General features: G+C 37.7%; 20 protein-coding genes. 10 read left to right on the top strand and 10 right to left on the bottom strand.

What is annotated here, in order from left to right; genetic code table 11:
• Positions 1-37: 37 nt before the first annotated feature.
• From F960_RS01035 to F960_RS01015, 5 genes are all read right to left on the bottom strand, one after another.
• Entirely contained in the window at positions 38-535 is a 498-nt protein-coding gene (locus tag F960_RS01035; RefSeq protein WP_004855027.1) for a hypothetical protein, read from the bottom strand.
• Positions 532-1,074 (bottom strand): DUF2059 domain-containing protein, encoded by a 543-nt coding sequence (locus F960_RS01030; RefSeq protein ID WP_004855025.1) that lies wholly within the window; start codon positions 1,072-1,074, stop codon positions 532-534. The genes F960_RS01035 and F960_RS01030 overlap by 4 nt, the downstream gene beginning before the upstream one ends.
• A 55-nt stretch (positions 1,075-1,129) precedes the next feature.
• Positions 1,130-1,666, bottom strand: a complete 537-nt coding sequence (locus F960_RS01025) for a DUF2059 domain-containing protein (RefSeq protein WP_004855024.1) — start codon at positions 1,664-1,666, stop codon at positions 1,130-1,132.
• A 10-nt stretch (positions 1,667-1,676) separates the two neighbouring features.
• Positions 1,677-2,228: a DUF2059 domain-containing protein gene (locus F960_RS01020; protein ID WP_004855022.1), complete on the bottom strand. Its 552-nt coding sequence runs from the start codon at positions 2,226-2,228 to the stop codon at positions 1,677-1,679.
• A 94-nt stretch (positions 2,229-2,322) separates the two neighbouring features.
• Positions 2,323-3,849 carry a fumarate hydratase gene (locus F960_RS01015; RefSeq protein ID WP_004855017.1) on the bottom strand — a complete coding sequence of 509 codons (1,527 nt, stop codon included), beginning with the start codon at positions 3,847-3,849 and terminating at the stop codon, positions 2,323-2,325.
• A gap of 254 nt (positions 3,850-4,103) precedes the next feature.
• Between F960_RS01015 and F960_RS01010 the strand changes: the two genes are divergently transcribed.
• The 3 genes from F960_RS01010 to F960_RS01000 all read left to right on the top strand — a co-directional run bounded on the left by F960_RS01010 (position 4,104) and on the right by F960_RS01000 (position 7,066).
• Positions 4,104-4,715 carry a class I SAM-dependent DNA methyltransferase gene (locus F960_RS01010; protein WP_004855011.1) on the top strand — a complete coding sequence of 204 codons (612 nt, stop codon included), beginning with the start codon at positions 4,104-4,106 and terminating at the stop codon, positions 4,713-4,715.
• Positions 4,716-4,944: 229 nt separating this feature from the next.
• Positions 4,945-5,691 carry an SAM-dependent methyltransferase gene (locus tag F960_RS01005; protein ID WP_004855008.1) on the top strand — a complete coding sequence of 249 codons (747 nt, stop codon included), beginning with the start codon at positions 4,945-4,947 and terminating at the stop codon, positions 5,689-5,691.
• A 250-nt stretch (positions 5,692-5,941) separates the two neighbouring features.
• Entirely contained in the window at positions 5,942-7,066 is a 1,125-nt protein-coding gene (locus tag F960_RS01000) for a sterol desaturase family protein (RefSeq protein ID WP_004855004.1), read from the top strand.
• 100 nt (positions 7,067-7,166) lie between these two features.
• Here the strand turns inward: F960_RS01000 and pta are convergent, their stop codons facing one another.
• The 3 genes from pta to F960_RS00985 form a co-directional block, all read right to left on the bottom strand.
• Positions 7,167-9,308, bottom strand: coding sequence for a phosphate acetyltransferase (gene pta / locus F960_RS00995; RefSeq protein ID WP_004855001.1), 2,142 nt, complete (start codon positions 9,306-9,308; stop codon positions 7,167-7,169).
• Positions 9,309-9,383: 75 nt separating this feature from the next.
• A complete protein-coding gene (locus F960_RS00990; RefSeq protein ID WP_004854999.1) occupies positions 9,384-10,601 on the bottom strand; it encodes an acetate/propionate family kinase in 1,218 nt (405 codons plus the stop codon).
• Between the two features lie 354 nt (positions 10,602-10,955).
• Positions 10,956-12,218 carry a glutamate-5-semialdehyde dehydrogenase gene (locus F960_RS00985; RefSeq protein ID WP_004854996.1) on the bottom strand — a complete coding sequence of 421 codons (1,263 nt, stop codon included), beginning with the start codon at positions 12,216-12,218 and terminating at the stop codon, positions 10,956-10,958.
• Between the two features lie 354 nt (positions 12,219-12,572).
• Between F960_RS00985 and F960_RS00980 the strand changes: the two genes are divergently transcribed.
• Positions 12,573-13,910, top strand: coding sequence for an alpha/beta fold hydrolase (locus F960_RS00980; protein WP_004854993.1), 1,338 nt, complete (start codon positions 12,573-12,575; stop codon positions 13,908-13,910).
• A gap of 154 nt (positions 13,911-14,064) precedes the next feature.
• On the opposite strand, the gene F960_RS00975 is transcribed toward F960_RS00980, so the two are convergent.
• Complete coding sequence (locus tag F960_RS00975; RefSeq protein WP_004854990.1) at positions 14,065-14,910, bottom strand: class I SAM-dependent methyltransferase; 846 nt, start codon at positions 14,908-14,910, stop codon at positions 14,065-14,067.
• 289 nt (positions 14,911-15,199) lie between these two features.
• Positions 15,200-16,219, bottom strand: a complete 1,020-nt coding sequence (gene nagZ, locus F960_RS00970) for a beta-N-acetylhexosaminidase (protein WP_004854985.1) — start codon at positions 16,217-16,219, stop codon at positions 15,200-15,202.
• Positions 16,220-16,412: 193 nt separating this feature from the next.
• Between nagZ and F960_RS00965 the strand changes: the two genes are divergently transcribed.
• The 6 genes from F960_RS00965 (at position 16,413) to F960_RS00940 (ending at position 26,497) form a co-directional block, all read left to right on the top strand.
• Entirely contained in the window at positions 16,413-18,602 is a 2,190-nt protein-coding gene (locus F960_RS00965) for a carboxy terminal-processing peptidase (protein WP_004854982.1), read from the top strand.
• A 226-nt stretch (positions 18,603-18,828) separates the two neighbouring features.
• Positions 18,829-20,910, top strand: coding sequence for a bifunctional diguanylate cyclase/phosphodiesterase (locus tag F960_RS00960; protein ID WP_004854980.1), 2,082 nt, complete (start codon positions 18,829-18,831; stop codon positions 20,908-20,910).
• A 356-nt stretch (positions 20,911-21,266) separates the two neighbouring features.
• Positions 21,267-21,965, top strand: a complete 699-nt coding sequence (locus tag F960_RS00955; RefSeq protein ID WP_004854977.1) for a PA4824 family protein — start codon at positions 21,267-21,269, stop codon at positions 21,963-21,965.
• 116 nt (positions 21,966-22,081) lie between these two features.
• Positions 22,082-24,838: a magnesium-translocating P-type ATPase gene (gene mgtA / locus F960_RS00950; RefSeq protein WP_004854973.1), complete on the top strand. Its 2,757-nt coding sequence runs from the start codon at positions 22,082-22,084 to the stop codon at positions 24,836-24,838.
• 520 nt (positions 24,839-25,358) lie between these two features.
• The gene (locus tag F960_RS00945; protein WP_004854969.1) at positions 25,359-25,559 is read left to right on the top strand and encodes a hypothetical protein; all 201 of its coding nucleotides are present in this window, start codon (positions 25,359-25,361) and stop codon (positions 25,557-25,559) included.
• A gap of 83 nt (positions 25,560-25,642) precedes the next feature.
• Positions 25,643-26,497, top strand: a complete 855-nt coding sequence (locus F960_RS00940) for an aKG-HExxH-type peptide beta-hydroxylase (protein WP_004854967.1) — start codon at positions 25,643-25,645, stop codon at positions 26,495-26,497.
• Positions 26,498-26,520: the final 23 nt, after the last annotated feature.

Raw genomic sequence — 26,520 nt, 5'->3', positions numbered from 1 at the left:
ACATCCCCCTCATTTATGTCTATAAATAAGTTGCTGATTATAAAGTATTCAGCATTTTTTGGATTTTTTCTTCTAAATCTTGATCTTTCGTTAAACTATATTTTTTAAATGATTCATCATTTAAGTCTAAATAGCGTTTGTATTCTTGTTCAAAAAATTGTTGAGCTAAAGGTGCTTCATATATTTGCAATAAGTGAATCAATTCTTCTTCTTCAAAATAAGATAAAAATGGCCAACTCAACTGATTCTTAAAATAAATTTCAAAATCCGTGCTTTGTAAGTATTTTTTGATATGTTCGCGTATTTGCTGTTCTTGAAGTTGAGTGATATTCGGATTGGCTTCCTTCAAACCTTTAATCATTGAATCGCTATAAAAATTTATATAACGTTCGTTTTGCATCGATTTTATAATTTGATCAACTTTGCTGGCATGAAGAACTTCATAAACGGTGTCTTTACTTGCAGGACTTGCAAAACAGCTATTTGAAAAAATCAGTATAAATGAACTCAATAAAAGATATTGATACCGTTTCATGGTGTGTTCTCCATGCCCGAGTTTTGTGGTTTTATTTTTAAAATATCTCTAATTAAAACAGGGTAGAAATCCGTCTGAGATAAATAAGAAGGGATGGTTTCAGAACCTGTTGAGAGATAATATAAACCGACTAAATCAGTTTTTTGAATCAAGACTTTTTCTGCATCCGTTTGACTATGCTGAATCAAATATTGCAAGCTTTCTTCGCTGTGGTATTTTTTATACTGGTTGAAGCGATAGGTATATTCTTGCTCTGGCGTTCTAAAAGTTTCATCTTGATCTTTCATTAATTTGGCAATTTGTGCAGCAACGAGAAGTTGTTTATTGGTTAATGAACTTTGATCAAAGTTTTTTAAATGCATCATCACTTGCTTTTGCGCAAGTAGATCGTATTTAGCGTTTTTAATTGCGTAGCTTTTTTGAATTGAATTTTTTGTATCAGTCAATTCAAAAAGCTTTTGGATTGTTTCATCTTTTGCAGGTGAAGCGGTCGCATGAGTCGCAATACAAAACAATAGACATAAGAATTTGTTTTTCATTTTGATATTCTTTAAATTGTGATGAGAAATGGTGCGTAAGCATCTTTATCCATTGTTATTCATGCAATTGATTGAGGATTGTTTGCATATCTTGTGCTTGAGTCAGCGCAGCTTTTTGTATGCCATCACTCATCAATGCCATGGTTTTTTGCGCTACGATAGGCGTTTTCTTTAAAATCGATTGACCGATAGGTGTTGCGTAAAAATCAATTTGTGCTTGCACTTCTTCTTGGCTATACGCTTCTTTGTAGACTTGGGTGTATATCGGTTGTAAGTATTTCCAAGAAACCATTTCAGAGGTTTTGCTATACAATTTTTCAGTCACTTGCTGTGCAACTTTCTGTTCTTTTGCATTTAATTCTGAATGATGCGTGATCATCGAAACCATTTGTGTGGCTTGATTTGCGAGCTGTGGTTTAAGTTGCTGCATTGTTTCTTGAGTCAGTTGTTCCAAATTCATGACTTTAAAGAGTTGTTGGATCGACTGATCACTTGGTGCAGCTGCAAAGCTCGTGCTTGAAAGAGCCAATCCAGAAAATAATAAACTTGCTGTTGATAATACGATACTCGATCTTAAATTTTTAAATTTCATAGGATTATCCTTAATTTTCATGACTCAATTCATGTAATTGTTGCATAATTTCGGTCACTTGCTTGCTATATTTTTTTTCAAATTCAGGCGTTTGCATGACCTTGTGCATAATATTGGATCCCATTTCAGATAAATCTCCTGAGATTTCAATGGACTTATAAAAAATTGATCGACCTTCGGGGGTTGCTAAAAATTTGATATAAGCCTGCATTTCTTCTTCAGTAAATTTTTCTTTATATATTTTTTTTAATTCAGTTTTGATCTCAGGGCTTCGGATAAAATCTTTTGAAAAATTTTGTAGGAGCAGACTGAGTTTGATGCTAAGTAAATGTTCATCAGTTGTTAATGCACTATGGCCAGCATATTGCTTGATGATTTGGTCTGCTTCACGATCATATGCGGCTGTATTTTTATTTTGATAGACCTCAAACATTTCTGTTAAGTTTAGATTATTAAAAAATAGATTGATGCTCTGATCAGTCGCAGGTGTTGCAAAAGTCATTGAACTAAAAGCAAAAAACAGGCTACCAAATAAAATTTTTGAGCGGGAATTTTTTTTCATTATTATTCTCTAATGTATAAAAAAAGCACTCTAATATTAGAGTGCTTTTAGTTTAAATATCAAGTTAATTTTTAATTAAGCCGATGATTTAAAATTAATTTGCAGCAGCATCAACTACAGGGATTTTACCAATTTTTGCTTGCCAGATTTTTGGTGCAATTGCATGGATAGAAGTACCTTCAGTATCAACAGCAACAGTTACAGGCATATCTTCAACTACAAATTTGTAGATTGCTTCCATACCCAAATCAGCAAATGCAACAACTTCAGCTTCACGGATTGCTTTAGACACGAGGTAAGCTGCGCCACCCACTGCCATTAAGTAAGTTGCTTTGTTGTCTTTGATTGCTTCAACTGCAGTAGGACCACGGTCAGCTTTACCGATCATACCGAACATACCTGTAGCTTCGAGTACTTGACGAGTAAATTTGTCCATACGTGTTGCAGTCGTAGGACCAGCAGGACCAACAACTTCATCACCAACAGGATCAACTGGACCAACGTAGTAAATAAATTTACCTTTAAGGTCGACAGGAAGTTGCTCGCCTTTATTGAGCATGTCTACCATACGTTTGTGCGCAGCATCACGACCTGTGTAGATTGTACCGTTTAGAAGCAATGTATCGCCTGGTTTCCAAGAGTTCATTTCTTCTTGAGTAATCGTGTCTAAATTTACACGTTTAGAAGAAGATGAATCAAAAGCAACATCAGGATAATCTTCAAGTTTAGGTGCTTGAATATGTGCAACACCTGTACCATCCAATTGGAAATGTGCATGACGAGTGGCAGCACAGTTTGGAATCATACCCACTGGTTTACCAGCAGCATGGCAAGGGTAATCTTTGATTTTAATATCAAGAACAGTTGTTAAACCGCCAAGACCTTGAGCACCAATACCAAGCGCATTTACTTTTTCGAAGATTTCAATACGAAGCTCTTCAGTTTGGTTTTGTGGACCACGACGAAGCAATTCGTCCATGTTGATTTCTTCCATCAATGCTTCTTTAGCAAGCATCATGGCTTTTTCAGCAGTACCACCGATACCTATACCAAGCATACCAGGAGGACACCAACCTGCACCCATAGTTGGAACAGTTTTAAGTACCCAGTCTACGATTGAGTCAGAAGGGTTTAACATTGCAAGTTTAGATTTATTTTCTGAACCGCCACCCTTAGCAGCAACAGTAATATCAACTTTGTTGCCCGGTACGAGTTTGTAGTGGATCACAGCAGGCGTATTGTCTTTGGTATTTTTACGACCAAATGCTGGATCTGCAAGAACTGATGCACGAAGCACGTTAGAATTTTCTAGATAACCTTGACGAACGCCTTCATTGATCGCATCGTCTAAGCTCAATGTTAAATCAAATTTAACATCCAAGCCCACTTCAACAAATACGTTAACAATACCAGTATCTTGACAGATCGGACGATGACCTTCTGCACACATACGCGAGTTAATTAAGATTTGCGCAATTGCATCCTTTGCCGCTTTGTTCTCTTCACGGTCATAAGCGCGACTCATTGCTTGAATAAAGTCTTGTGGATGATAGTACGAAATGAACTGAAGCGCGTCCTTGATCGAAGTGATCAAGTCATCTTGCTTGATAATAGTTGTCATATCAAAAATCTCTTGAGCGGGCTGATAGCTAGCGCGGCAAATTATAAGCTAAAAAGCATGATTTGTGGGCGTTTTGCTTTAAATTTAGTCAAAAGTTTAATCTTTGAAATAAAATAAATAATCTGAGATTTATCTACTTAATATTGTGTGAATATTCATGTTTTATCGGATGCAAAAGTATCGAGAACTTTACATAAAGCACAGGATATTTGTTCTATATTGTTCAGAATAAACTGCAAAATGAACATAAAACCATGAGCAAACAACAAGATTTGGCAAAAAATATTATCAATATTTACCAAAAACATGGACGTGATTGGACTCATCTACGTGGTGAGTTTTTATACGAGCAAGCATGGTTGGATGCGTTTTTAGCAATCATGCCTAAATCATCGAAAATCCTTGATTTGGGCTGTGGTTCAGGAAAGCCCATCGCACAATATTTTATAAAGCAAAATTATCAGCTGACAGGTGTTGATAGTTCAGAGCAAATGCTTGAGATGGCAGAGCAAAGTTTTCCTGAACAGCGCTGGATCTTGCACGATATGCGAAAATTGGCTTTGCATGAAACATTTGCAGGGATCTTGGCTTGGGACAGTTTTTTTCATCTTACACCTGATGATCAACGTGCAATGTTCCAGATATTCCAAGATCATGCTGACAAAGATGCTGCGCTACTCTTTAGCAGTGGACCAGCGGCAGGTGAGGCTATAGGTGAACTTTTTGGGGAGGCTTTATATCATGCCAGTTTATCTGCTGAAGAATACACGAGGTTGTTAAACCAACATGGATTTGAAGTGGTGAAAATGATTGCAGAAGATCCAAACTGTGCGGGACATACGGTATGGTTAGCAAGAAAAATTTGAGCAGCATCTTTGCATGATTTGTTTCAATTTTTAAACTGGATTGTTTTTCGAGATTGTATTAATATTAAACAGCTAAATATTTAATTTTTATGTTTTTTATTCTTATAAATAGTGTCACGAATTATAGTAAATATTATTTTTATAAAGTATGACTTGTTTTCAAAATATTAATTATTGATGACATTGTTTAGATGATCATTCTATTTATAAATTTTATAAGGTTTTTTCGATGGATATTCCAAGAATTTTTAACATTACCGAAGCCCGACATCGTATACATAACCCGTTCATGCCAGAAGATTTAGAGACACTTGGGGCGGCTTTAGATTTAAGGTCAGGCACACGAATACTTGATTTGGGCAGTGGCTCAGGGGAAATGCTTTGTACATGGGCACGAGATTATGGTGTCGTGGGTACTGGTGTAGATATGAGTCAATTGTTCCATACGCAGGCAAACTCACGTGCACAGGAGCTCGGTGTTTCTGGGCTGGTCAATTTTTGCCACAATGATGCTGCTGGTTATGTTTCTACTGAAAAAGTCGATATAGCCGCATGTGTGGGAGCGACATGGATCGGTGCGGGGATACAAGGAACGATTGAGCTTTTAAATAAAAGTTTGCGAAAAGGCGGAATGATTTTAATAGGCGAACCCTATTGGATACAAACACCACCTACAGAAGAAATTGCAAAAGGATGTCTTGCAGGTGCTATTTCAGAGTACCTTTTATTACCCGATCTTCTCGCATTTTTTAATCAATTGAACTACGATGTAGTGGAAATGGTGTTGGCTAATCAAAATGGTTGGGACCGTTATGAAGCAAGTAAATGGCTAACGATGCGTCGTTGGCTTGAGCAAAACCCAAAAGATGAATTGTTTGAAGAAGTTCGAGCTTTACTCCATTCTGAGCCAGAACGCCATACTCGATATACACGTGAATATATGGGGTGGGGGATATTTGCTTTGATGGCACGCTAACCCAGTCTATTTTTTGTTTTGGACCCAATGGATCAAAATGAGCTATAAAATCTGAAAATTTTAAAAGCCTAACATGATGAAGTTAGGCTTTTTTTATAGATAAGAAAAAGCATAAATTAAAAACAAGTTGCACGATGTGAGAATTAATGTGATTTTAATCTCTAGCAGGTTAAATCAAGATATTTAGAACCATTTAATAAAACTACCTTCTAGCAGCGAAAAGCATGCAGCAAATTAAGCGGAGTGAAATATGTTTTCCGAAATCGTAGCGCTCTGGGAACAATGTGCCACTTGGTTGGGACAGCATGCTGTTTTACCTTTGCTCGATTTTTTACATATTACAAAATATACAGATTCTCCGACTGAAATTGCTGCAACCTTGATGATTGGTGCCTTGCAACTCTTGATTATTGCAGGACTATTTCGACCTCTGGAAAATTTAATTCCTGCCGAAAAATGGCATGATCGACGCTATGCCCGTATAGATTTCCATTTGACTTGGTTGATGTTGGTAGGGCTATTTCCGCTGTTTGCTTTTTTGATCATGACGCCGATCGTAAACTATTTTAGTGGAGTATCTCCCAGCTCAGGCGATACAACAGCTTGGAGCATGCGAACGCAGTTTCCGTGGTTAAATCAGCATGTTTGGGTGTTTTTTATCCTCTATTATTTAAGCTATGATTTGGTTTATTACTTGATGCATCGCATCCAGCATATTTTGCCGTGGTGGTGGGCGATGCATAGCTTTCATCATAGTCAAAGACAAATGAGCTGTTGGACCAATGATCGAACCAATTATCTGGATGGAATGGTGCAATCTTTTGTATTGGCTGGGGTAGGTATTTTTTGGGGTGTCTCAGGTGAAGAATTTGTTTGGCTCATGCTCCTCGGTGAATTGGTACAAAATTTTTCACATGCCAATGTCAGAATTGGTTTTGGTCCAGTTTTTGGGAAAATATTTGTCAGCCCAGAATTTCATCGCTTACATCACATGGACTTTGTCCCTGAACGTCCAACTTTGCATAACTGCAATTTTGGTCAGGTCTTTGCGATTTGGGATGTGATTTTTAAAACAGCTCTATATAACGAACCTGTGCATCCGACTGGGGTGAGAGGAAATAAGATGGTGGATATTGATAATGAAAAAGGCATTATCGGTGTTCAAGTTGAGTCATTAAAGCGTTTTTGGGGAAGTGTGACTTGTTTGGATGGTTGGCGATTGGGCGGGGTAGTTTTTAATAAAAAATATCGTCCTATTCACATGAAAAAACCTGTAGGTGGTCAACAGCAGACTTTTAAATCACATGCTCAGCCTGAAGCAGCATTATCCAGAGATCAAGATTCAGAAACAGATCAAAAGACTCAACCTAAATAAAATACTTGGTCTGGTCAATATATTTTTATCGAGTTTTAAGCACTAAAAAAGGCAAGCCTTTCGTTAAAAAGCTTGCCTTTATGATGTTGCTTTAGCTAACTCATTGAGTTGCTTGTTGTTCAGCTTGGATCGCCGTTAAGGCAATCGTAAACACGATATCGTCTACCAAAGCGCCACGTGATAGATCATTTACAGGCTTGTTGAGACCTTGCAACATTGGACCTACACTGACGACATTTGCAGAGCGTTGAACCGCCTTGTACGTGGTATTACCTGTATTGAGGTCAGGGAAAATAAACACATTGGCTTGACCTGCAACTTTTGAATCAGGTGCTTTGGATTTACCTACACTTTCAACAGATGCTGCGTCGTACTGTAATGGTCCATCAATCAATAGATCAGGGCGACGTTCTTTTGCAATACGCGTTGCTTCAGCCACTTTTTCTACGTCTGCACCTGCACCAGATGTCCCCGTAGAATAAGAAATCATCGCAATGCGTGGATCAATACCAAATGCTTTAGCAGAGTCAGCAGACTGGATTGCAATCTCTGCAAGCTGTGCCGCATCAGGATCTGGATTGATAGCACAGTCACCATAAACATAAACTTCATCTGGTAGCAACATAAAGAATATGGATGAAACCAGTGAATATTCAGGTGCAGTTTTAATCAGTTGAAAAGCTGGGCGAACTGTATTTGCAGTAGTGTGAACTGCGCCAGAAACCAAACCATCAACTTGATCAAGTGCCAGCATCATCGTGCCGAGAACCACAGTATCCTGTAATTGTTCATTCGCTTGTTCAAGTGTTGTTTTGCCTTTGCGAAGTTCAACCATTTTCGGAGCATATTGATCACGGATGAGATCAGGATCAATGATTTCCAAATCATGCGGAAGTTCTATACCACGTGCTTTTGCAACTTCAAGTACAGCTTCTGGTTTTGCCAACAAGATACAGTGGGCAATACCACGTGATTGACAGATCGCAGCAGCTTGAATGGTACGAGGTTCATCACCTTCAGGTAAAACAATACGCTTTTTGGCAGCAATTGATTTTTGTACCAATTCATGACGGAAAGCAGATGGAGACAGACGAGGTTTGTAGTCACCGTTTAGAATATGGGTTAACCAGTCTGGATCAATATGGCTAGAGACAAAACGTGTCACTTGTTCTGCACGGGCAGTATCATCTACAGGAATTTCATTGCTGAGATTGGTGAGATGCTGTGCTGTTTCAAAAGTGCTGAGCGGAGTATGTAAAATAGGTAAACCATTTTTGATCGCGCTTTGACAAAAATCCATAACCAAATGATTTGGCTCATGATGTTCTGTCAGGACTAAACCAGCAAGTGGAATACCGTTGCTCGTTGCCAAGCTGCTTGCCAATAACACATCAATACGATCAGAAGCACTAATGATCAATTCACCAGCAACAAATTTATGCAATTCATGTTCGATGTTTGAAGCAATTAAACTACTATGCAAGACACGACGTGATTTTGCTTTGCCTTCATTGATCCAAGTCGCTTGAATTTGTGTCGCCAAATCAGAAACACGAGGCACACTTAAAGTATCGCTAAATGGCACTAAGCCAACGACTGGGAATGCAGCAGAACCCATTTGCGCATGAGACTTTTGAATATCTGTCGTGAATTGTTTGATTTCATCGACCAATCGTAGTTCAGGATCCATGGTCACAGGGATCTGTGCACAATTTTCTGGTAAACCACGGGTACGCATAAACAATACACCGATGGTACGACTAGAAAATGCACCGCCAAAATGGCGTAATTGTGCTTCTACTTTATCCGCAGTTTGACACGGTTTATTGATGTCAGCATTGCTGATAAATAAAACTTTTGCATCGAGTGCTTGTGCTAGTGATGCGTTTAATTCACTAACAAAAGCGTCACGTGAATTTGGAACTAAGCCTTCAACAATAATAATGTCATGTTTTTTTGCAATTTTACGATGCAGACTCACGGCTTCTTCAAGCAATTCATCTGTTTCACCATTATTCAATTGCTTGCTTAGCGTCGAATAGGCAATCGGTTCAACAGTTTCTTGTTGAGATAAGTGTCGATACAAAGCCGTTGTACGGTCTGGATCAATGGTATTTTCTTGTGAAAAAGGTTTTAAAAAACCCGCTTTAATACCTTGGCATTCCAAAGCATAAATCAGACCCAAACATGCTGACGTGAGACCAACACCTTCCCCAGTAGGTACAAGTAAAATCGTTTTCATAGCTAAATTCTTAAAAAATTCGAAATATCAAAGGGGTAAAAATCTAAAGTTTAACAATAGATGATTGCACTTGCATTAAGCAAGTGCCGCATCATCTTCAGACTTTTTTGTATGTGCTGAAGCCTCTTGGTCAACCACATGCTCAGTTTCTTTAGCAATACGACCTTCTTCATCTGTTGGAACAACCCAGATTTGTGGACCAACGCCAGAGTCGATACGACCTTCTGTGCCACGTTTAAGTTCGTTGTTTGCTTCGAGACTTAAGTTAAATCCAAAATGTGGCAAATAAGCTAAAGTTTTTTCACGAATATATGCTGAATTTTCACCAATACCGCCAGTAAAGAACAAACCGTCAATACGTGGTAAACCACAGCTAAGCGCTGCTAAAGATTTTGCTAAACGGTAGCAGAATACTTCGATTGCAAGCGTAGCATCATCATTGCCTTGCTCAGATGCTTCAATCAATGTACGCATATCATTTGACAAGTCAGATAGACCGAGCAAACCACTTTGGCTATTGAGCATTTTGTCAATTTTATAAATATCCCAGCCTAAATTGCTTGCAAGGAAACTATGAATACTTGGGTCAACATCACCACTACGTGTACCCATAACCACACCTTCAAGTGGTGTTAAGCCCATAGATGTATCAACGCTTTGACCATTCCAAATCGCACAAGTTGAGCTACCATTACCAAGATGAGCTGTTAACCAACCACCTTGTTTGTAGCTACCTGCAAGTTCAGAACCACGTTCAGAAACATAAGCATGGCTTGTACCATGGAAACCATAGCGACGAACGTTATGTTCTGTATATAAAAATTTTGGTAATGCATAACGGTATGCATGAGCAGGCATCGTTTGATGGAATGCAGTATCAAACACAGCAACTTGCGGTAATTCTGGGAATAAACGCATAGTCGCGTCGATACCTACCAAGTGTGCAGGGTTATGTAATGGCGCGAGTGGAGTCGCTTCACGAATACGTTCTACGATTTCAGGTGTCAATAATTCAGCTTTGGTCAGTGTGCCCCCATGCACAACACGATGTCCAATCGCTTTAGGTTTGTGATGAGCTAAACGGCCCAAAATAGTTTCTAATGCTTTCTCATGATCTGCATGAGGAATAGACAATTCAAGTGGTTGTCCACCTGTTGTAATTCCTTTAATTCGCGCATCAGCAGACCCCAAATTCTCTGCTAAGCCAAAAATTCGATCTTCACGACGTTCAGAAACGAGTGCATATTTAATTGAAGAAGACCCGCAGTTTATGACTAATACTGATGTAGACACGTTTTATATCCCGAATTGTAATTGGAAGTAGTCGTCCTGATATCTGATGGATGCAAGAATTTTTATGCAGTTCAGATCTATAAGACATACTTTTACCATGTGTTGTTTTTCTGTCCAAGATAGACTTTAGGTGATTAGACTTAAGCACTATCGAAAATAGAACAATGAATAATTAAACTTTATCAGTTGATTTTTTAATCTATCAACAAAGCCCAAACAGCTCAAGGAAGAGTTGTTATAACTTGTCGCGTAATGTAAAAGGGCTCAGCTTTCATATAAATGAAGCTGAGCTTTTTTATTTGTCTTTTATCTTTTTTTTATTTTTAATTATAATTTTCAATGGTTTATTGTGGTTTACTGGCGAATCTGACCATCACCAAGCACGATCCATTTTTGAGAAGTTAGACCTTCTAAACCGACTGGACCACGTGCATGGATTTTGTCAGTCGAGATCCCAATTTCAGCACCTAAGCCATATTCAAAGCCATCGGCAAAGCGTGTTGACGCATTGACAACAACTGAACTTGAATCAACTTGGGTTAAAAATTTACGTGCAAGCGTATAATTTTCAGTAATGATGGCATCGGTATGATGTGAACCATATTTATTAATATGCGAAATCGCTTCATCAATACCCGTCACAACTTTGATCGCCAAAATTGGACCGAGATATTCGGTATACCAATCTTCTTCTGTGACATCGACGACTGAACTGCCCAGTATACGTTTTACAGCGGCATCACCACGTAACTCGACTTGCTTTTCAGCATAAAGTTCTGCAATACGAGGTAAAAACTCTTCTGCAACTTTTTCATCGACCAACAAAGTTTCCATGGCATTACACACACCATAACGATGCGTTTTGGCATTGAGTGCGATAGGAAGGGCTTTGTGTAAATCTGCTTGCGCTTCGACAAAAATATGGCAATTGCCATCTAAATGTTTAATCACAGGGATTTTTGCTTCATTGCTGATGCGTTCGATCAAACTTTTTCCGCCACGTGGCACGATGACATCAACATATTCAGTCATGGTAATCAATTGACCAACAGCAGCACGGTCAGTGGTATTGATCACTTGTACACATGTTTCAGGTAAACCTGATGCTTTTAAGCCATGTTGAATCGCTTCTGCAATGGCTTGATTTGAGTTTATCGCCTCAGAACCACCACGCAAAATAATTGCATTGCCTGATTTTAAAGCCAGTGAAGCTGCTTCTAAAGTTACATTTGGACGAGACTCATAAATCATGCCCACCACACCCAAAGGCACGCGCATTTTACCGATTTGAATCCCAGTCGGGCGATAAGCCAAATCTGTGATTTCACCGATTGGGTCAGTCAAAGCAATGACATCTTTTAAGCCGTGTAACATGGCTTTAATGCGTGTGGGGTTGAGTTCTAAGCGATCAAGTAGGGCACTGTCCAAATTATTTTCATGCGCTTTAGCCATATCTTGTTGATTGGCAGCGAGAATTTGAGCAGTACTGTTTTCCAGTGCAGTATAAATTGCAGATAATGCGTTATTTTTTACAAGTGTAGGTGTGCCTGCAAGAACCGAAGAGGCCTGACGTGCTTGGTTTCCTACCGTTTGCATATACTGTTCAATAGATTGCATAGCTTTTTATGATCACTCAGAATGGTTTCAAATCCATATTAGCAGTCAAACTACAAGCAATAAAGCTTTATTGGAAACATTCAATGTCGGGCATGTATCTTGATGTCGATACCTTCTTATTGATTGAGAAAAATCCTTTATTTAGATTCACTTAAATATTTTGCAATCTTTTTTGGCTATTGAAACACGATGAGCGGTCAATTTAGCGATTGCGTATATTTCAAACATGCGTTTAAAATGCAACGATAAGGACACTTAAGTGATACATAAAATAAAAATGCATCACAGTTTTAAACAAAAGCGGGTAAATTTATCTTGCTAACTAAAAGAATAAAGCAAGGATGGAGGAAGGAAATGAATTCCATTATCCAAATGGATGTTGATAATGATCAAAATTTTTCGAGTTTTGGGTTTTTCGACATCTATCAAAAAAACAGTTTTAAACAACCTGCGCGAACCACATGGATAGATGGTTGGAAAATAGAATACATGGCGATAGCCGACCCGAAAACCATACACAATACACCGATTGTGATCGTGGGCGGCGCATTTCAAAATTTCAATTCCTATAAATATTGTGTTGAACAACTATTTGAAAGTGGACCTGTGATTTTAATTGATCTGCCTTCAATGGGGTCAAACCAACAAATCACCAATGCTGATACAGGTGAGTCTGCAGGTATTTTATCATTGCCTGATTTATCACAGATGTTAGGTGTGTGGTTAGATATCGTTGGAATTTCCAAAGTTTCAGTCATGGGAATGTCTTTGGGTTCAGTGGTTGCTTCATTTTTTTCCAAATACCGTCCAGAACTGGTTGAGCGGATGGTGTTGATGGGGGTAATGCAAAAGACCCGAAAAAGCTGGCGCATGTTGCTCGAAGAATCATTGAAGTTGATGCAAGAACAACGTATGGACGAGTTTGGACAAGCGGTCATTTTGTATTTGGTCAATCACGCCAAACTCGATGTCACGCGCATGTCACCAACGGCTAAAAAATTGTTCTTTAGGCAAATGGCTGAGTTTAGTGCCACAGAGCAGGATCGCTATGCGATTAACTGTAATCGTTTACTCAATCTTAATGATGTTCCACCTCCACAAGGCGATACTTTGGTGGCCTGTGGTCAGTTTGATAGTTTTACTTTGCCACATGAAAATGCAGCATTTGCTCTGCAATGCCCAAATATGCAATTTGCCATGATTGCCAATGCTGATCATGTTCCACAATTACAACGTCGTAAAGAAACCATGAATTTGTTTACCACGTATTTAAAAGGTCAATCTCTTGCAAATCTCGATGGCATTATTCCGATGAGTCGTGAGCAAATGCAAAAAATCGAGCGTCGTGGTGAAGAGCGGATTCATTTGACCGAGCCTAAAACCAAATTTAGCCATCGACATCAAGCGACTGAAGTCGCTGTTGAAATCATGGATATGAATTTTTTTGGTGCTTTGGTTGAAGTTGAAAATTTGAAACAAATCGACTTTGTTCGTGACAATCCTCGTGATTTGGCGTTGCATTTCCAAGATGAAGAAGGTGTGTTTCAAGTTGAATGTTTGATTTTTGATGTGACTGAGCATGAAGTGCGTTTGATTTTTAAGCATGGAAGTTTTGATGTGGCTGAACGCTTGCTAAAATTTGTGGAATATCAAAAGAGTCAACAACTGAATTTAGCGCTAGATCTGGTCTAAAATTTTTATCTTTAGATTTTAAAATGCTAATTTAAAATGTTTAAAACCTCTGCTCAGTCAGAGGTTTTTTTATTGGTGGATTTATTCGTAAAATTTAGATTAAAGCTTGAGTATTTAGCAAGTTATTTCCAGTTAAATACTCTGATAATCAACATTATTTTAATTTTGCATCAATCATCCAAACCAAATCACCTAAATGTTCATGAGGATTTAAATCTGTATTTTCAGTCGCAAAATAAATAGCGGGTTGGATCACCTCAACTTCTGGAAAGCCAGCCTGTTTAAAGAACTGTTCCGCTTGCGCTGGAGCAGTAAAATGAAAGCTAAATGCGCTTCTTGACATCAGTTTGAGCAGTTTGCTGCTACTCCAAATAATTTTTGCCAATTTATTTTTAACAGGCTCTGGATAAAGATCTGTCAAATAATGCATCGCAGGAAATGCAGCACCATAATGCGCAATCGAGCTAATCAATTGTTGTAGTAAAGCTTTGTCAAAATAATTAATCAAACCTTCACTGATCACGACGAGTGGACGTTTTGGATCAAATAAATCAAAAGCGCGTTGAAAATCATCACTAAATAAATCAACCGATATCAGCTGTGGTTGATGTTGATCAATTTCAGCAAGTGCTGCTTGCTTTGTGGCTGCCATATCTGGCAAATCCAGTTCTCGATAAACCAGATCCGGGTAATTTTTTCTAAACCACCAACCACGAGGGGAGAGTCCTGCAGCGATTTCAAGGACTTGTAAATCAGGATATTGTTGAATCAATTCGATCAAGCGATCATCAAGCATGGTATGTCTGGCTTTTAATGTAGTTCGCATACTGCCACCTACATATTTTTCAGCCCAACTTTCAATAGGATGTGCAATCGCAGCCAGTGTTTTGCCTTTTTTAGTTGCAAAAGCCGAGTGCGAAATGCCCATCTGATACCAGATATAGCCAGTATAGTGTGCTGTAAATGAGATATGTCGATGTTTAGAAAGTTGATCTGTCATAATCCTTGACCTAATTGTTTTTATTGCAAGCTATTTTGATTGAACTATTGATATTACATACTTAAAAAATGTTGTTGTGAAAATACATTTTTTAAGCTTTTTTACGAAGTCATACCTTTCAAGGTTTAAATTTAGGAATTAACCTTCGGCTCGACCTACTTTTCCCCAAAGAAAAGTAGGCAAAACAATTGTCATTCGCAAAACTCGTTTACGTCCATCAAATCATCCAATTCATCGCAGAAACATTCATTGAGATTTAAACTGATGATTTTCATGTTTCCGCTTATTATTAGAGCGATTTTTTAAAATCTTCAATGACCTTTTTGACAGCTTGCCATTCTTCACCCAAATCTAATTGCTCATTGATCTGAATCTGAGGGATTTTACCGCGCATACGTTCTAAACGTTGCTGATTTGGCAATGGATATTCGGTGATACCTTCTAGAGCGATACACGCTGCCTCACGTTGATTGCACACCAAGCCCATATCACAACCTGCATCCAATGCAGCTTTGATTCGTGCATCGGCACCACCTGCAACACAAGCCGCTTGCATGGTCAAATCATCTGAAAATAGTACGCCATCAAATTTGAGTTCTTGACGTAAAACTTTTTGTAGCCAAAATTCGGAAAAACCTGCTGGATTTGGATCGACATTTTCATAGATCACATGGGCAGGCATCAAGGCATCGAGACTGTCTTGGAGTTGGATGAAACTTTGCATGTCATTTTGATAAATTTCATCATAAGAACGTGGATCAACGGCTGCTGCAACATGTGAGTCAGCTTTTACAGAGCCATGACCTGGAAAATGTTTTCCTGTTGTCGCCATGCCTGCACGTTTCATGCCTTTCATAAAAGCATTTGCCAATGGCACGATGTCTTTAACATTTTTGGCAAAACTTCGATCACCGATCACATCACTAATATCATTGATATCTAGAACGGGCGCAAAACTAAAATCAATACCAACAGCTAAAACTTCAGTTGCCATGAGCCAGCCACATTTTTCAGCCAGCTCTAACGCTTTTTCAGGTTCAGTTAAGTAAAGTTCACCAAAGTGTCCCATAGCAGGCAATAAGGTAAAGCCATTTTTTAAACGCTGAACACGACCGCCTTCTTGATCGACAGCAATTAAAATATCAGGTCGAATTTGACGCATATGATCGGTGAGCGCACGGACTTGGTGAGGAGATTCGATATTTCGAGCAAATAAAATCATGCCACCGACTTGCGGAGCTTGTAATAATTGAATATCGTCTTGAGTAAGTTTTGTGCCTGCGATGTCAAGCATCAGTGCGCCAATCATAAAAATACCATCGTTGTAATTTTAAAAATGAAACAATACTCGAATTTAGCAATGATTTGCTACATTTAGTCAGTACAGATTATGATAAAACTACACGACATAAACACAAAAAGTTGTTTAAAATTTTGAACCTGTTGAATTCAGATTGAAAAACAGCGTAGTCACTGGAACAAATAGGAAGCATTGAGAATATATGAAACTCCAAACAATCGCTTGCGCCGTTGCTATTGCGACTGGTGGTTTATTTTTTACGCATACCATTAATCAGGCAATTGCTGCAACGACTTCAGCTCCTGTTTCTCAAACGATTCAACCGACTCAAGAGCAGGCACTGGTTACACGTCAACTGTCGACATTGATTGACCGAACACATTATCTCAATATGCGTTTGGATGCAGATACTTCTGCACGTATTTTAGATATGTATTTTGATAGTTTAGATCCTGAGCATAGTTTATTTTTAGCTTCAGAAATTAATCAATACAAAAAACAGTATGGTGCAACTTTAGGTGCTGCGCTTAAAGCTGGTGATCTAAGTGGACCTTATGCGATCCATGCCAAATATCGTCAACGTTTGGGCGAATTTTATCAATACATGCTTGATGAGTTGAAAAAGCCACAAAACTTAAATCAGCCAAATGCTTTTATTGATACAGATCGTGAAAAAGCACCATTCTTTGCAAATAAAGCAGAACAAGAAGATTATTGGCATAAAATGCTGGTTTCTCAATTGATCAATCTCAATATTTCAAAAGAAGAAGATCAAGCCAAGCAAAAAGCTTTGAAAGCAGACCCAACACTTGCAGATGGTCAAAATCTGGCAAGCCCTGAAGATTTAACACCTGTTCAAACCTTGACCAAGCGTTATGCACGTCAATTGGAACGTATTGGGCGTAGTAAAAGTGATGATGTCTTAGAGAAAATCTTAAACTCGATGACATTGACTTATGATCCGCACAGTAACTATTTCCCACCTTTGGATGCGATGGAATTAAACCGTCAAACCACGCTTCAGCTTGAAGGGATCGGGGTGTCGATTCGTCCAGAACGTGGCAATGAAGATTACACCAAGATTGAAACCATTGTTGAAGGTGGTCCTGCAAGCAAGTCAGGTCAGGTTAAATCAGGTGATCGTATCGTAGGGGTTGCCCAAGATGGCGACAAGATGGTCGATGTGATCGGTTGGCAAAGTTCTGAAATTGTTGGTTTGATCCGTGGTAAACGTGGAACCAAAGTGACGATCAAGCTTTTGGGACCGGGTGCATCAATGAGCCAAGCACGCAATGTTGTTTTGACTCGTGATGTGATTCAAGAAGAAGATGCGGGCGTACGCACACGTACCGTTGAAGTTTCACGTGATGGCAAAAAACATCTTTATGGCGTTTTGGAAATTCCATCATTCTATCTAAACTATCGCGCACGCCGTGCTGGCAATGAGTATCGTTCGGTAGCAGAGGATACTGCTAAGGCACTCAAAGAGCTTTCAGCTAAAAAAGTTGAAGGGATCATTGTAGATTTGCGTAATAACCCAGGTGGTTCTTTAGAAGAAGTATCGAAAATGATTGGTCAAGTGATCAAATCAGGGCCTGTGGTGCAAATCCGTGACGGCAACGGAAATGTTAGTGTGTTCCAAGATAGCGATGGTGGCGAGCAACTTTATGCGGGCCCTATGGCTGTACTGATTAACCTCGCATCTGCTTCAGCAAGCGAGATTTACTCAGCGGCAATCCAAGATTATGGTCGTGGTATCGTGATTGGTAGCACTACGACAGGTAAGGGAACAGCGCAAGTTCAACTCGACAGTCTTGCTTATGGTCAAGCGACATTGACACAGCGTAAATTCTATCGTGTGACAGGTGGAAGTACCCAAAATAAAGGGGTTATTCCTGATGTCAAACTGGTCGACATTTATGATGAAGAGTTTGGTGAACGTAAAGCCAAAAATGCTTTGAAATGGGATACCATCCCAACTGCACCATTCAAGCGAGAAGGTATCGTACAACCTTATATTGCTGATCTTGATCAATACTCGGCACAACGAGTCAAACTAGATCCGCAATTTAAATATTTGGAAGAACGTAAAGCGATTGCTCAAAAAACCAAAGACCAGAAAAAATTGGTACTGGATATCGACAAACGCAAAGCAGAATTGCATGCATTGGAACAAAGCACTTTAGATTCTGAAAATGAGCGACGTAAGGCAACAGGTCAAAAACCATATGCGAATTGGGAGAGTTACCAAGCTGCATTGGATGGTTTGGCAGAAGCACGTGCCAAAATGAAAGCCAATCAACGTCCTGCCTTGCCAGAAGATGAGGCATTTGTCACTGAAGCTGCAAATATTTTAATGGATTATGCAAAATTGCAAAATGCTAATAAATAGTTAATCTAAATAATATATTAAGATATTTTAAAAAAGCATATTTCGATATGCTTTTTTATTTATTTATTAAAACAAAAAACTTGACCTATAAAATGAGAATGTTATTTTATTTTTAAGTTTATTATTTTACTTTTTTTTGAAAATAGTCCAACTTTATCTCAAATATACGTTTATTATGTAAGCCATCCTCAACAATGAATAAACAAATCATTGGAAGTATTATTTTATGATCCATATGAGTTATGACTGGAGTCTTGTCATAGGGTCTGCTTTACTTGCAGTCGTAATTTGCTATTGTGCATTTTCACTGCAACAACTCATCATGAAACAAATCGATATTAAATCCGAAAAAATTGTACTGTGTTTTGCGGGCATGAGTTTTGGTTTGGCGGTTTGGAGCATGCACTTTGTTGGGATGTTTGCTTGTGACTTACCTGAAAATTTTTCTTTTAATAAAGGCTTAACGCTGTATTCCTATATCATTGCAGCGGTCGCTTCGATCTTTGCTGTATGGTTGACTACACGATCCACTTTACCATTTTCTCGTCTGATTTTAGGTTCAATCTTGATGGGAATAGGCATTTCAGGCATGCATTATGTGGGTATGGCAGGTCTAGATATTCCTAATTATCATATCCGTTATGATCCATTGATTGTCGTATTTTCAGTAATGATCGCCATTTGTGGATCTGGTTTGGCTTTTTGGCTGGCCTTTAAATATCGGGAAAATTTTAAATACCAGTTTTTCTATAAACTTGCTGTAGCAGTGATGCTGGCACTGAGTATTGTCGGTATGCATTACTCTGGTATGGCTGCCACAAGTTTTTTCCCAAATGATGAATCTTTTGAACATTTAAATGTGCATCAAACGACAGAAAGTTTGTTGATTTTTACGATTATTTTTATTACAACAATTATTCTACTTGGTGTTTTTTTCGTTGCTATTTTAGAAATACGTTTGGAAGAGCGCAATAAACAATTATTAAAAGCAAATAAAGAATTAAAAAGTTTAGCTATGCAAGATAATCTGACTAAATTACCCAATAGATTATTTTTAAATGATTATACTGATTTTTTATTTTCAGAATCGATATTAAGAGAACGTCAAGTTGGTTTGATTTATATTGATATTGATGGTTTAAAAGCGATTAATGATGCATTTGGACATCATGTTGGTGATTCGCTTTTGATCAATTTTTCAAGTCGTATTTATCGTATTTTAAATGATAGACAAAAATTAATTCGACTCGGTGGAGATGAATTTTTATTAATTGTTGAAAATAGTAATAAATATGAATTAGAACAAATGGCGCAAAAAATTCTTGATATTGCCAATCAGGGATTTGAAATAACAGAAAAATCAATCAATATTACAGTCAGTATGGGTGTTGTTTATTATCCAAATCATGGTAAAAATCTACAAGATTTGTTGATTAATGCTGATTTAGCAATGAAAACTTCCAAAGAGCAGGGACGTAATACTTATTCTGTTTTCAACTCTTCGACAGATCAGCAAATCACCTCTAAAAATCAATTAAAACTGATGAATGATTTATATCGGGCTGTTGATGAAAATCAATTTACGCTCTTTTATCAGCCTAAGTTTGATCGCGAATACAAGGTTTGTGGCGTTGAGTCTTTGATTCGATGGAATCATCCAACTTTAGGGATGCTTGCACCAGCAATGTTTATTGAAAGTGCTGAGCAAACGGGTTTGATTATTCGTATGGGATATTGGGCTTTGGAGGAGGCTTGTAAGCAGTTACAAACATGGAAAAGTCAAGGATTGGATTTTTCACCGCTTTCAGTCAACTTATCTGTGGTGCAATTTGAACATAAGCTTTTGATGCAAACGCTAGAAAATTTGATTGAAAAATATGGAATAGAAGAGGGCAATTTGGTGATCGAAATCACTGAATCTACAGCGATGCACCATATTGGCACTAGTATCCGAGTATTTGAAAAATTACGTGAAATTGGTGTGGGACTAGCGATTGATGACTTCGGAACTGGGCATTCGAGTTTCTTGTATTTAAAAGACTTACCTGTTGATGAGTTGAAAATAGATAAAGCATTTATCCGTGATTTAACGGTCGGTTCAAAAGAAGAGATTATTTTGGAAAGTATCATCCGTTTAGCCAATCGTCTAGGTCTGATCGTGACTGCAGAAGGCGTTGAAACACCGATGCAAGCTGAGATTTTAAAACGTCTAGGCTGCCAGCAATTTCAAGGCTATTTGTTGTCTATGCCATTGCCTGTAGATCGCTTGGAAATGGCGTATAGTAGTCAAGTTGAGATGCATCCTTGATCATGATCTAAACTCATAGTGTTTAGTTTATAATCGAAATGAATAAGAATATTGCAATAAAAAATTCATCAAAAAAAGACTTGTTAATCTATTTTCTTAACCTATAATGCGCTTGAGTTTATTCAATGGAGTTCCTAAATGGGAAGTTGTTCGAGGTTCGGGTTTAAATATCTTTTAAGCCAAAACGTATACTGAGCAAGTTAGCATTTTAGGACAGCTATCTTGCAATGAGATAGTTTTGACAAAAATAATATTTTAATCCCCCCTATATATAAAATTTTTACATCTAAGCAAAAATTTGTTGTAGTGACTACAGCCCATTTAGTTTCTCACCTACGTAAAATGGGGAGAAGCCAATGTTTTTACACGCTTCCATTCAATGTTTTTTTCAACTGATTGTATTGTTACTCTGTGGGATTTTCTTGTTTGCAGAAAAGAGCATAGCAGATCCATTATTGAATACCGATGATGCCTCAATCGTGGCAGCGCATCGGTGTCAATTGGAGACGTCATATACATTTATGAAGTCTGGAGCAGATGCTTATCAAGTCTCACCTGCATGTAATCTCGGGCAAAATGTTGAAGTTGCACTTGCTTATCATGCGGTTCAAGCACCTGAAAAAACAGATGGATATTCTGTTCAGGCAAAAACGATGCTCAAGTCAATGGATGAGCATTGGGGACTTGCATCGAGTCTTCGATTTACACAAGAAAAACCTGCGGGTCAGCCTTCTCAACAAGAATGGTTTTTAAATCTGCCTGCCAGTTTTAATCTGATCGAAAATCGTTTGGGAATGAATATGAATCTGGGCTATCAGCATTCAGAGTCACAGTCTGACCTCGTTCTTTGGGGAGTTTCAACACATTATTCGTTCAATGAGCGTTTTGATGTCACAGCTGAAACTTTTAATCAAGATCACCAAGCGCCTTTCATTCAAACTGCTGCTCATTACAGCTTGATCCCAAACACCTTAACACTTGAAGTTGCCGTTGGTGAGCGATTGCACGCCTTCCGACAGCGATGGTTTGGGTTGGGTTTAAGCTTCACACCTTAATCTCTCGAGAACTCATCTCGTCATCTAATTAATTATTAATTATTTATTTTTCATCAGTTTTATTTTTAAAAAATAAAGCTAAGGACTTTGTATGCCCAAAAAAAGGGGACTTCAATATGAAACTTTGGCAACGACTTTTTACTTCTTTTCTAAAAAGATTCCATCTTACGCGTTTCTTTGGACGCAGCCAGTCTTTTAAAGAATTGCATCAATCGAGCTATGCACAGGAAATCAATAACACCTTATCGACTCGATTGATCCAAGCAGCACAGCTTGATTCGACCGCATTATTTGCACAATTGGATAGTTCAGCATCGGGCTTGACCGAACAACAAGCCATAACACGGCAAAAGCAGGTCGGTTTAAATGAGGTTGCACATGAAAAGCCTTTAATGTGGTGGCAACATCTTTGGTATTGCTATCGTAATCCATTTAATATCTTATTGACTTTACTGGCTTTAGTGGCATTTTTTACAGATGATTTAACTGGAGCTTCTATCATCAGCGTGATGGTGGTTCTCTCAACATTATTGCGTTATTGGCAAGAGTCAAAATCCAATCAAGCAGCAGATGCATTAAAAGCGATGGTCAGTAATACGGCTACGGTTTTAAGGCATCAGGTGAGTTTTGATGATTTGGCTTTGATGCAGCAACGCTATCAAATAAACATTAAAAATCAAAAAAATACTGAGTTTGAAATTCCAATTCAATATCTGGTTCCTGGCGATATTATTTTACTTTCAGCAGGGGATATGATTCCTGCAGATTGTCGAATTTTAACAGCGAAAGATTTGTTTGTTTCTCAAGCTGCCATGACAGGTGAGTCTATGCCTGTAGAAAAATTTGCGCAGCAAAAAAACTTAAAAGAAAACAATGCGCTTGATCTGGAAAATATTGTGTTCATGGGAACCAATATTGTGTCAGGTACGGCACATGCCATGGTGATCAGTACGGGTATTCAAACGTATTTTGGTGCTTTGGCGCATCGAGTCACTGCGACTGATCGGGTCACAACCTCTTTTCAAATGGGGGTAAATAAAGTCAGTTGGCTGTTGATTCGTTTCATGTTGGTGATGGCTCCGATTGTGTTATTTATCAATGGATTTACCAAAGGTGATTGGTCAGAAGCATTTTTGTTTGCACTTTCTGTGGCAGTCGGTTTGACCCCTGAAATGTTACCGATGATCGTGACTTCAACCTTGGCAAAGGGCGCTGTATTTCTCTCTAAAAAGAAAGTGATTGTTAAAAGACTTGATGCAATTCAAAACTTTGGTGCGATGGATGTTCTTTGTACGGATAAGACAGGGACATTAACCCAAGATAAAATCTTTTTATCACAGCATGTCAATGTACAAGGTGAAAGCTCAGACTATGTATTAATGCAAGCTTTTTTAAATAGTTACTATCAAACAGGATTGAAAAACCTTCTTGATGTTGCAGTGCTTGAAGCCATAGACCAAGAGGTAAAAACGCAAAAATTAGCCTTTAGAAAGATAGATGAAGTGCCTTTCGATTTTGAGCGTCGTCGTATGTCAGTGGTGGTGAAAACTCCACAAGCGAAAGTCAGAATGATCACCAAAGGCGCTGTCGAGGAGATGGTTAAAGTCTGTGCTTATGTCGAGATAGATGGGAAAATTGAAGCATTGACCGCACAAAGACGAGCAGCGATCGAAGCATTAACCCAACGTTATAATCGAGATGGTCTACGAGTAGTCGCAGTTGCTTATCGGGAGTTTAGTGACGAGCAGGAAAACTTTGCTGTTGCGGATGAAAGTGATCTGATTTTGATCGGCTATGTCACCTTTTTGGATCCTCCAAAAGAGTCAGCAATGGCTGCTATAAAAACCTTGCATGAACATGGTGTAGCTGTAAAAGTGCTGACAGGTGACAATGAATTTGTCACACAAAAAGTATGCCGTGAAATCGGAATAGACTGTGATCGAGTGTTGTTGGGTGGTGTGATCGAAACGATGACTGATCAACAGCTTAAAAAAGCAGTGGAGCGTTATACCATTTTTGCCAAATTGAGTCCTGTGCACAAAGAGCGAATCGTCGAACAACTCAAAGCCAATGGGCATGTGGTTGGTTTTTTAGGGGACGGTATCAATGATGCTGCGGCGATTCGTGCTGCTGATATCGGTATTTCAGTAGATACCGCGGTGGATATCGCGAAAGAATCAGCAGATTTGATTTTGCTTGAAAAAAGTTTAATGGTGCTTGAGCAAGGTGTAACTGAAGGACGTCGTACATTTGCCAATATGTTGAAATATATTAAAATGACAGCCAGTTCAAACTTTGGTAATGTTTTTTCAGTGCTTGTGGCAAGTGCGTTTATTCCATTTTTACCGATGCTTCCGATCCACTTGCTGATCCAAAACTTACTTTATGATATTTCACAAATTGCCATCCCTTTTGACCATGTTGATGACGAATTGATTGCCAAACCACAGCGTTGGCAGCCTGAAGAAGTTGGTCGTTTTATGATTGTTTTTGGTCCGATTAGTTCGATCTTTGACATTATTACTTTTGCATTGATGTGGTATGTCTTTTCGGCAAATACACCTGCTCAACAAACACTGTTCCAATCAGGTTGGTTTGTTGTTGGATTGCTCACACAAACTTTGATTGTTCACATGATTCGGACAGCAAAAATTCCTTTTATTCAAAGTCGTGCAGCAACGCCATTATTGATCATGACTGTGGTGATCATGTGTGTGGGAATTTTCTTACCGATGGGACCTTTGGCATCGTATTTCAAATTACAAGCTTTGCCGCTGAGTTATTTCATCTATTTGCCATTTATTTTAATTGCTTATATGTGTGTGACGCAGATCGTCAAAACAATCTATATCCGCCGTTACGGTTGGCAATAAAACTTTAAAATTCAAATAGACTTGAATATTAGGTTTTGATTGGAACGAAATCTGACAGAATATTTTTAAAAATAACGCTGTCAGGTTTTTTTCTATTTCGATGAGAATAAATTAGCCAGATCTCATCTGCTTAATTTTAATCGGCAACGCGATTCGCTGATGAAATCTCAACACAGCTTATGTATTTCACATTCACATTATTGACTGATCTGCTAAAATCGAGACCATTTTTAATAGTGTTGTAAAATATTGGATTTAAAAATTGAGTTGAATATTTTTTTAATAAGATGTAATTGTGGTTTGTGTTTTTTGAATTAATTATTTTATTATAAAATAAATTATTTTTTATTTTTATAAATAAAAAGATAATGTTTTATAAATATTGAGTTTATATTTTTTTTGGTTTTTATGATTTAAATTTTATTTTTTAAATATTGGTGTAACATTTTCTTGTTAATTTGTTTTTGTGAGTAAATTTAATTTTCTCACTTTTTATAAAAAGTTAATAAAGGAATTATTTATGTATATTAAACACAAAAATATTAATCAAGTTGTAAGCTCTACTATTAATAACCTATCGGAAAATGATATAAAAAATATGGTAGAAGAACCTACAATATCAAACCAACCTCTTTTTACGCAAAAGCCAGTTTGTCCTGGTTATACCTTACCTTTACGAATGATTGCATACAACGACATGAAATCTAAAAAAGTCATTTAGTTTTCTTGTTAACTAAAAAATATTTACTAGCTAGTGAGTAAAATCAATAGTTAGTAGATGTTTTTTAATAAAGGAGTTGAATAATGTTATTACAAACAAGTTTTGAAAAACAAATCGATAATTTAATACATATAGTTGGTCGACAATACCCTCAAAAATTAGATCAAATTAGAGATGAAAATTCATTAAAGCAGATTTATCATGCTTACTTAGAGGATGTTCAAAAAAGAAAGATAGAAGAAAATGATTATGGCTTAATTATTACGAATTATGATAAGTCTTCAAGATTGTTAGATATTTTTAATGGGGATTCTGCTGCCTTAGATGATCGAAATCAAAAAGAAGCAATTGTTAAACAGGTTTCTGAAAATATAATTGAGCAAAAAAATATAATTGAAAAAACGTTAAAGATAATGAAAAATGAAATGATTGATTATTATAATTTATTTAAGCTTATTATCACGAATATCTTTATTTTCCCTTCTCATGTGTCAGCTGGTGGTTCATCTTCTACAGCGATTGGTACTATCTGGGCTAATATAAATTTAACCAGATCAACAAATGATGTATTAGAGTTACTGGTACATGAGTTTGCACATAATTGCTTATTTATTGATGAACATCGTTATAGACATTATGATTACAATACTATTTTTAATGAATCTACATGGGCTACTTCTGCTGTTTTATTAACAAATAGACCTTTAGACAAGGTATTACATAGTATTGTGGTTTCTCTAGAGGTCATGCTTTTTAGAGAACATTTCATAGGACATCCAAATGATCCAAAAATTCATCCTCCTACAGAGTTATTATTAAATCAAATTAAAGAATCTATAGAATCTGTTAGACATAGTGCTAAAAAAAATCCGATGGCCTTAAAATCTAGATCTTTTGATATTCTTGATAATGCGGAATATCATGTACAGAAAATTTAATAATATATAGACAGGTAAAGCTG

This window comes from Acinetobacter gerneri DSM 14967 = CIP 107464 = MTCC 9824 (assembly GCF_000368565.1).
Taxonomy (GTDB): Bacteria; Pseudomonadota; Gammaproteobacteria; order Pseudomonadales; family Moraxellaceae; genus Acinetobacter; species Acinetobacter gerneri.
The sequence above is the reverse complement of the archived record's forward strand: the minus strand, read 5'-3'. Positions and strand labels throughout refer to the sequence as shown.

What these genes read in the sequence shown, in the direction of transcription:
- F960_RS01035 (WP_004855027.1), bottom strand. Translation starts at nt 535, where the DNA reads ATGAAACGGTATCAATATCTTTTATTGAGTTCATTTATACTGATTTTT.
- F960_RS01030 (WP_004855025.1), bottom strand. Translation starts at nt 1,074, where the DNA reads ATGAAAAACAAATTCTTATGTCTATTGTTTTGTATTGCGACTCATGCG.
- F960_RS01025 (WP_004855024.1), bottom strand. Translation starts at nt 1,666, where the DNA reads ATGAAATTTAAAAATTTAAGATCGAGTATCGTATTATCAACAGCAAGT.
- F960_RS01020 (WP_004855022.1), bottom strand. Translation starts at nt 2,228, where the DNA reads ATGAAAAAAAATTCCCGCTCAAAAATTTTATTTGGTAGCCTGTTTTTT.
- F960_RS01015 (WP_004855017.1), bottom strand. Translation starts at nt 3,849, where the DNA reads ATGACAACTATTATCAAGCAAGATGACTTGATCACTTCGATCAAGGAC.
- F960_RS01010 (WP_004855011.1), top strand. Translation starts at nt 4,104, where the DNA reads ATGAGCAAACAACAAGATTTGGCAAAAAATATTATCAATATTTACCAA.
- F960_RS01005 (WP_004855008.1), top strand. Translation starts at nt 4,945, where the DNA reads ATGGATATTCCAAGAATTTTTAACATTACCGAAGCCCGACATCGTATA.
- F960_RS01000 (WP_004855004.1), top strand. Translation starts at nt 5,942, where the DNA reads ATGTTTTCCGAAATCGTAGCGCTCTGGGAACAATGTGCCACTTGGTTG.
- pta (WP_004855001.1), bottom strand. Translation starts at nt 9,308, where the DNA reads ATGAAAACGATTTTACTTGTACCTACTGGGGAAGGTGTTGGTCTCACG.
- F960_RS00985 (WP_004854996.1), bottom strand. Translation starts at nt 12,218, where the DNA reads ATGCAATCTATTGAACAGTATATGCAAACGGTAGGAAACCAAGCACGT.
- F960_RS00980 (WP_004854993.1), top strand. Translation starts at nt 12,573, where the DNA reads ATGAATTCCATTATCCAAATGGATGTTGATAATGATCAAAATTTTTCG.
- F960_RS00975 (WP_004854990.1), bottom strand. Translation starts at nt 14,910, where the DNA reads ATGACAGATCAACTTTCTAAACATCGACATATCTCATTTACAGCACAC.
- nagZ (WP_004854985.1), bottom strand. Translation starts at nt 16,219, where the DNA reads ATGATTGGCGCACTGATGCTTGACATCGCAGGCACAAAACTTACTCAA.
- F960_RS00965 (WP_004854982.1), top strand. Translation starts at nt 16,413, where the DNA reads ATGAAACTCCAAACAATCGCTTGCGCCGTTGCTATTGCGACTGGTGGT.
- F960_RS00960 (WP_004854980.1), top strand. Translation starts at nt 18,829, where the DNA reads ATGATCCATATGAGTTATGACTGGAGTCTTGTCATAGGGTCTGCTTTA.
- F960_RS00955 (WP_004854977.1), top strand. Translation starts at nt 21,267, where the DNA reads ATGTTTTTACACGCTTCCATTCAATGTTTTTTTCAACTGATTGTATTG.
- mgtA (WP_004854973.1), top strand. Translation starts at nt 22,082, where the DNA reads ATGAAACTTTGGCAACGACTTTTTACTTCTTTTCTAAAAAGATTCCAT.
- F960_RS00945 (WP_004854969.1), top strand. Translation starts at nt 25,359, where the DNA reads ATGTATATTAAACACAAAAATATTAATCAAGTTGTAAGCTCTACTATT.
- F960_RS00940 (WP_004854967.1), top strand. Translation starts at nt 25,643, where the DNA reads ATGTTATTACAAACAAGTTTTGAAAAACAAATCGATAATTTAATACAT.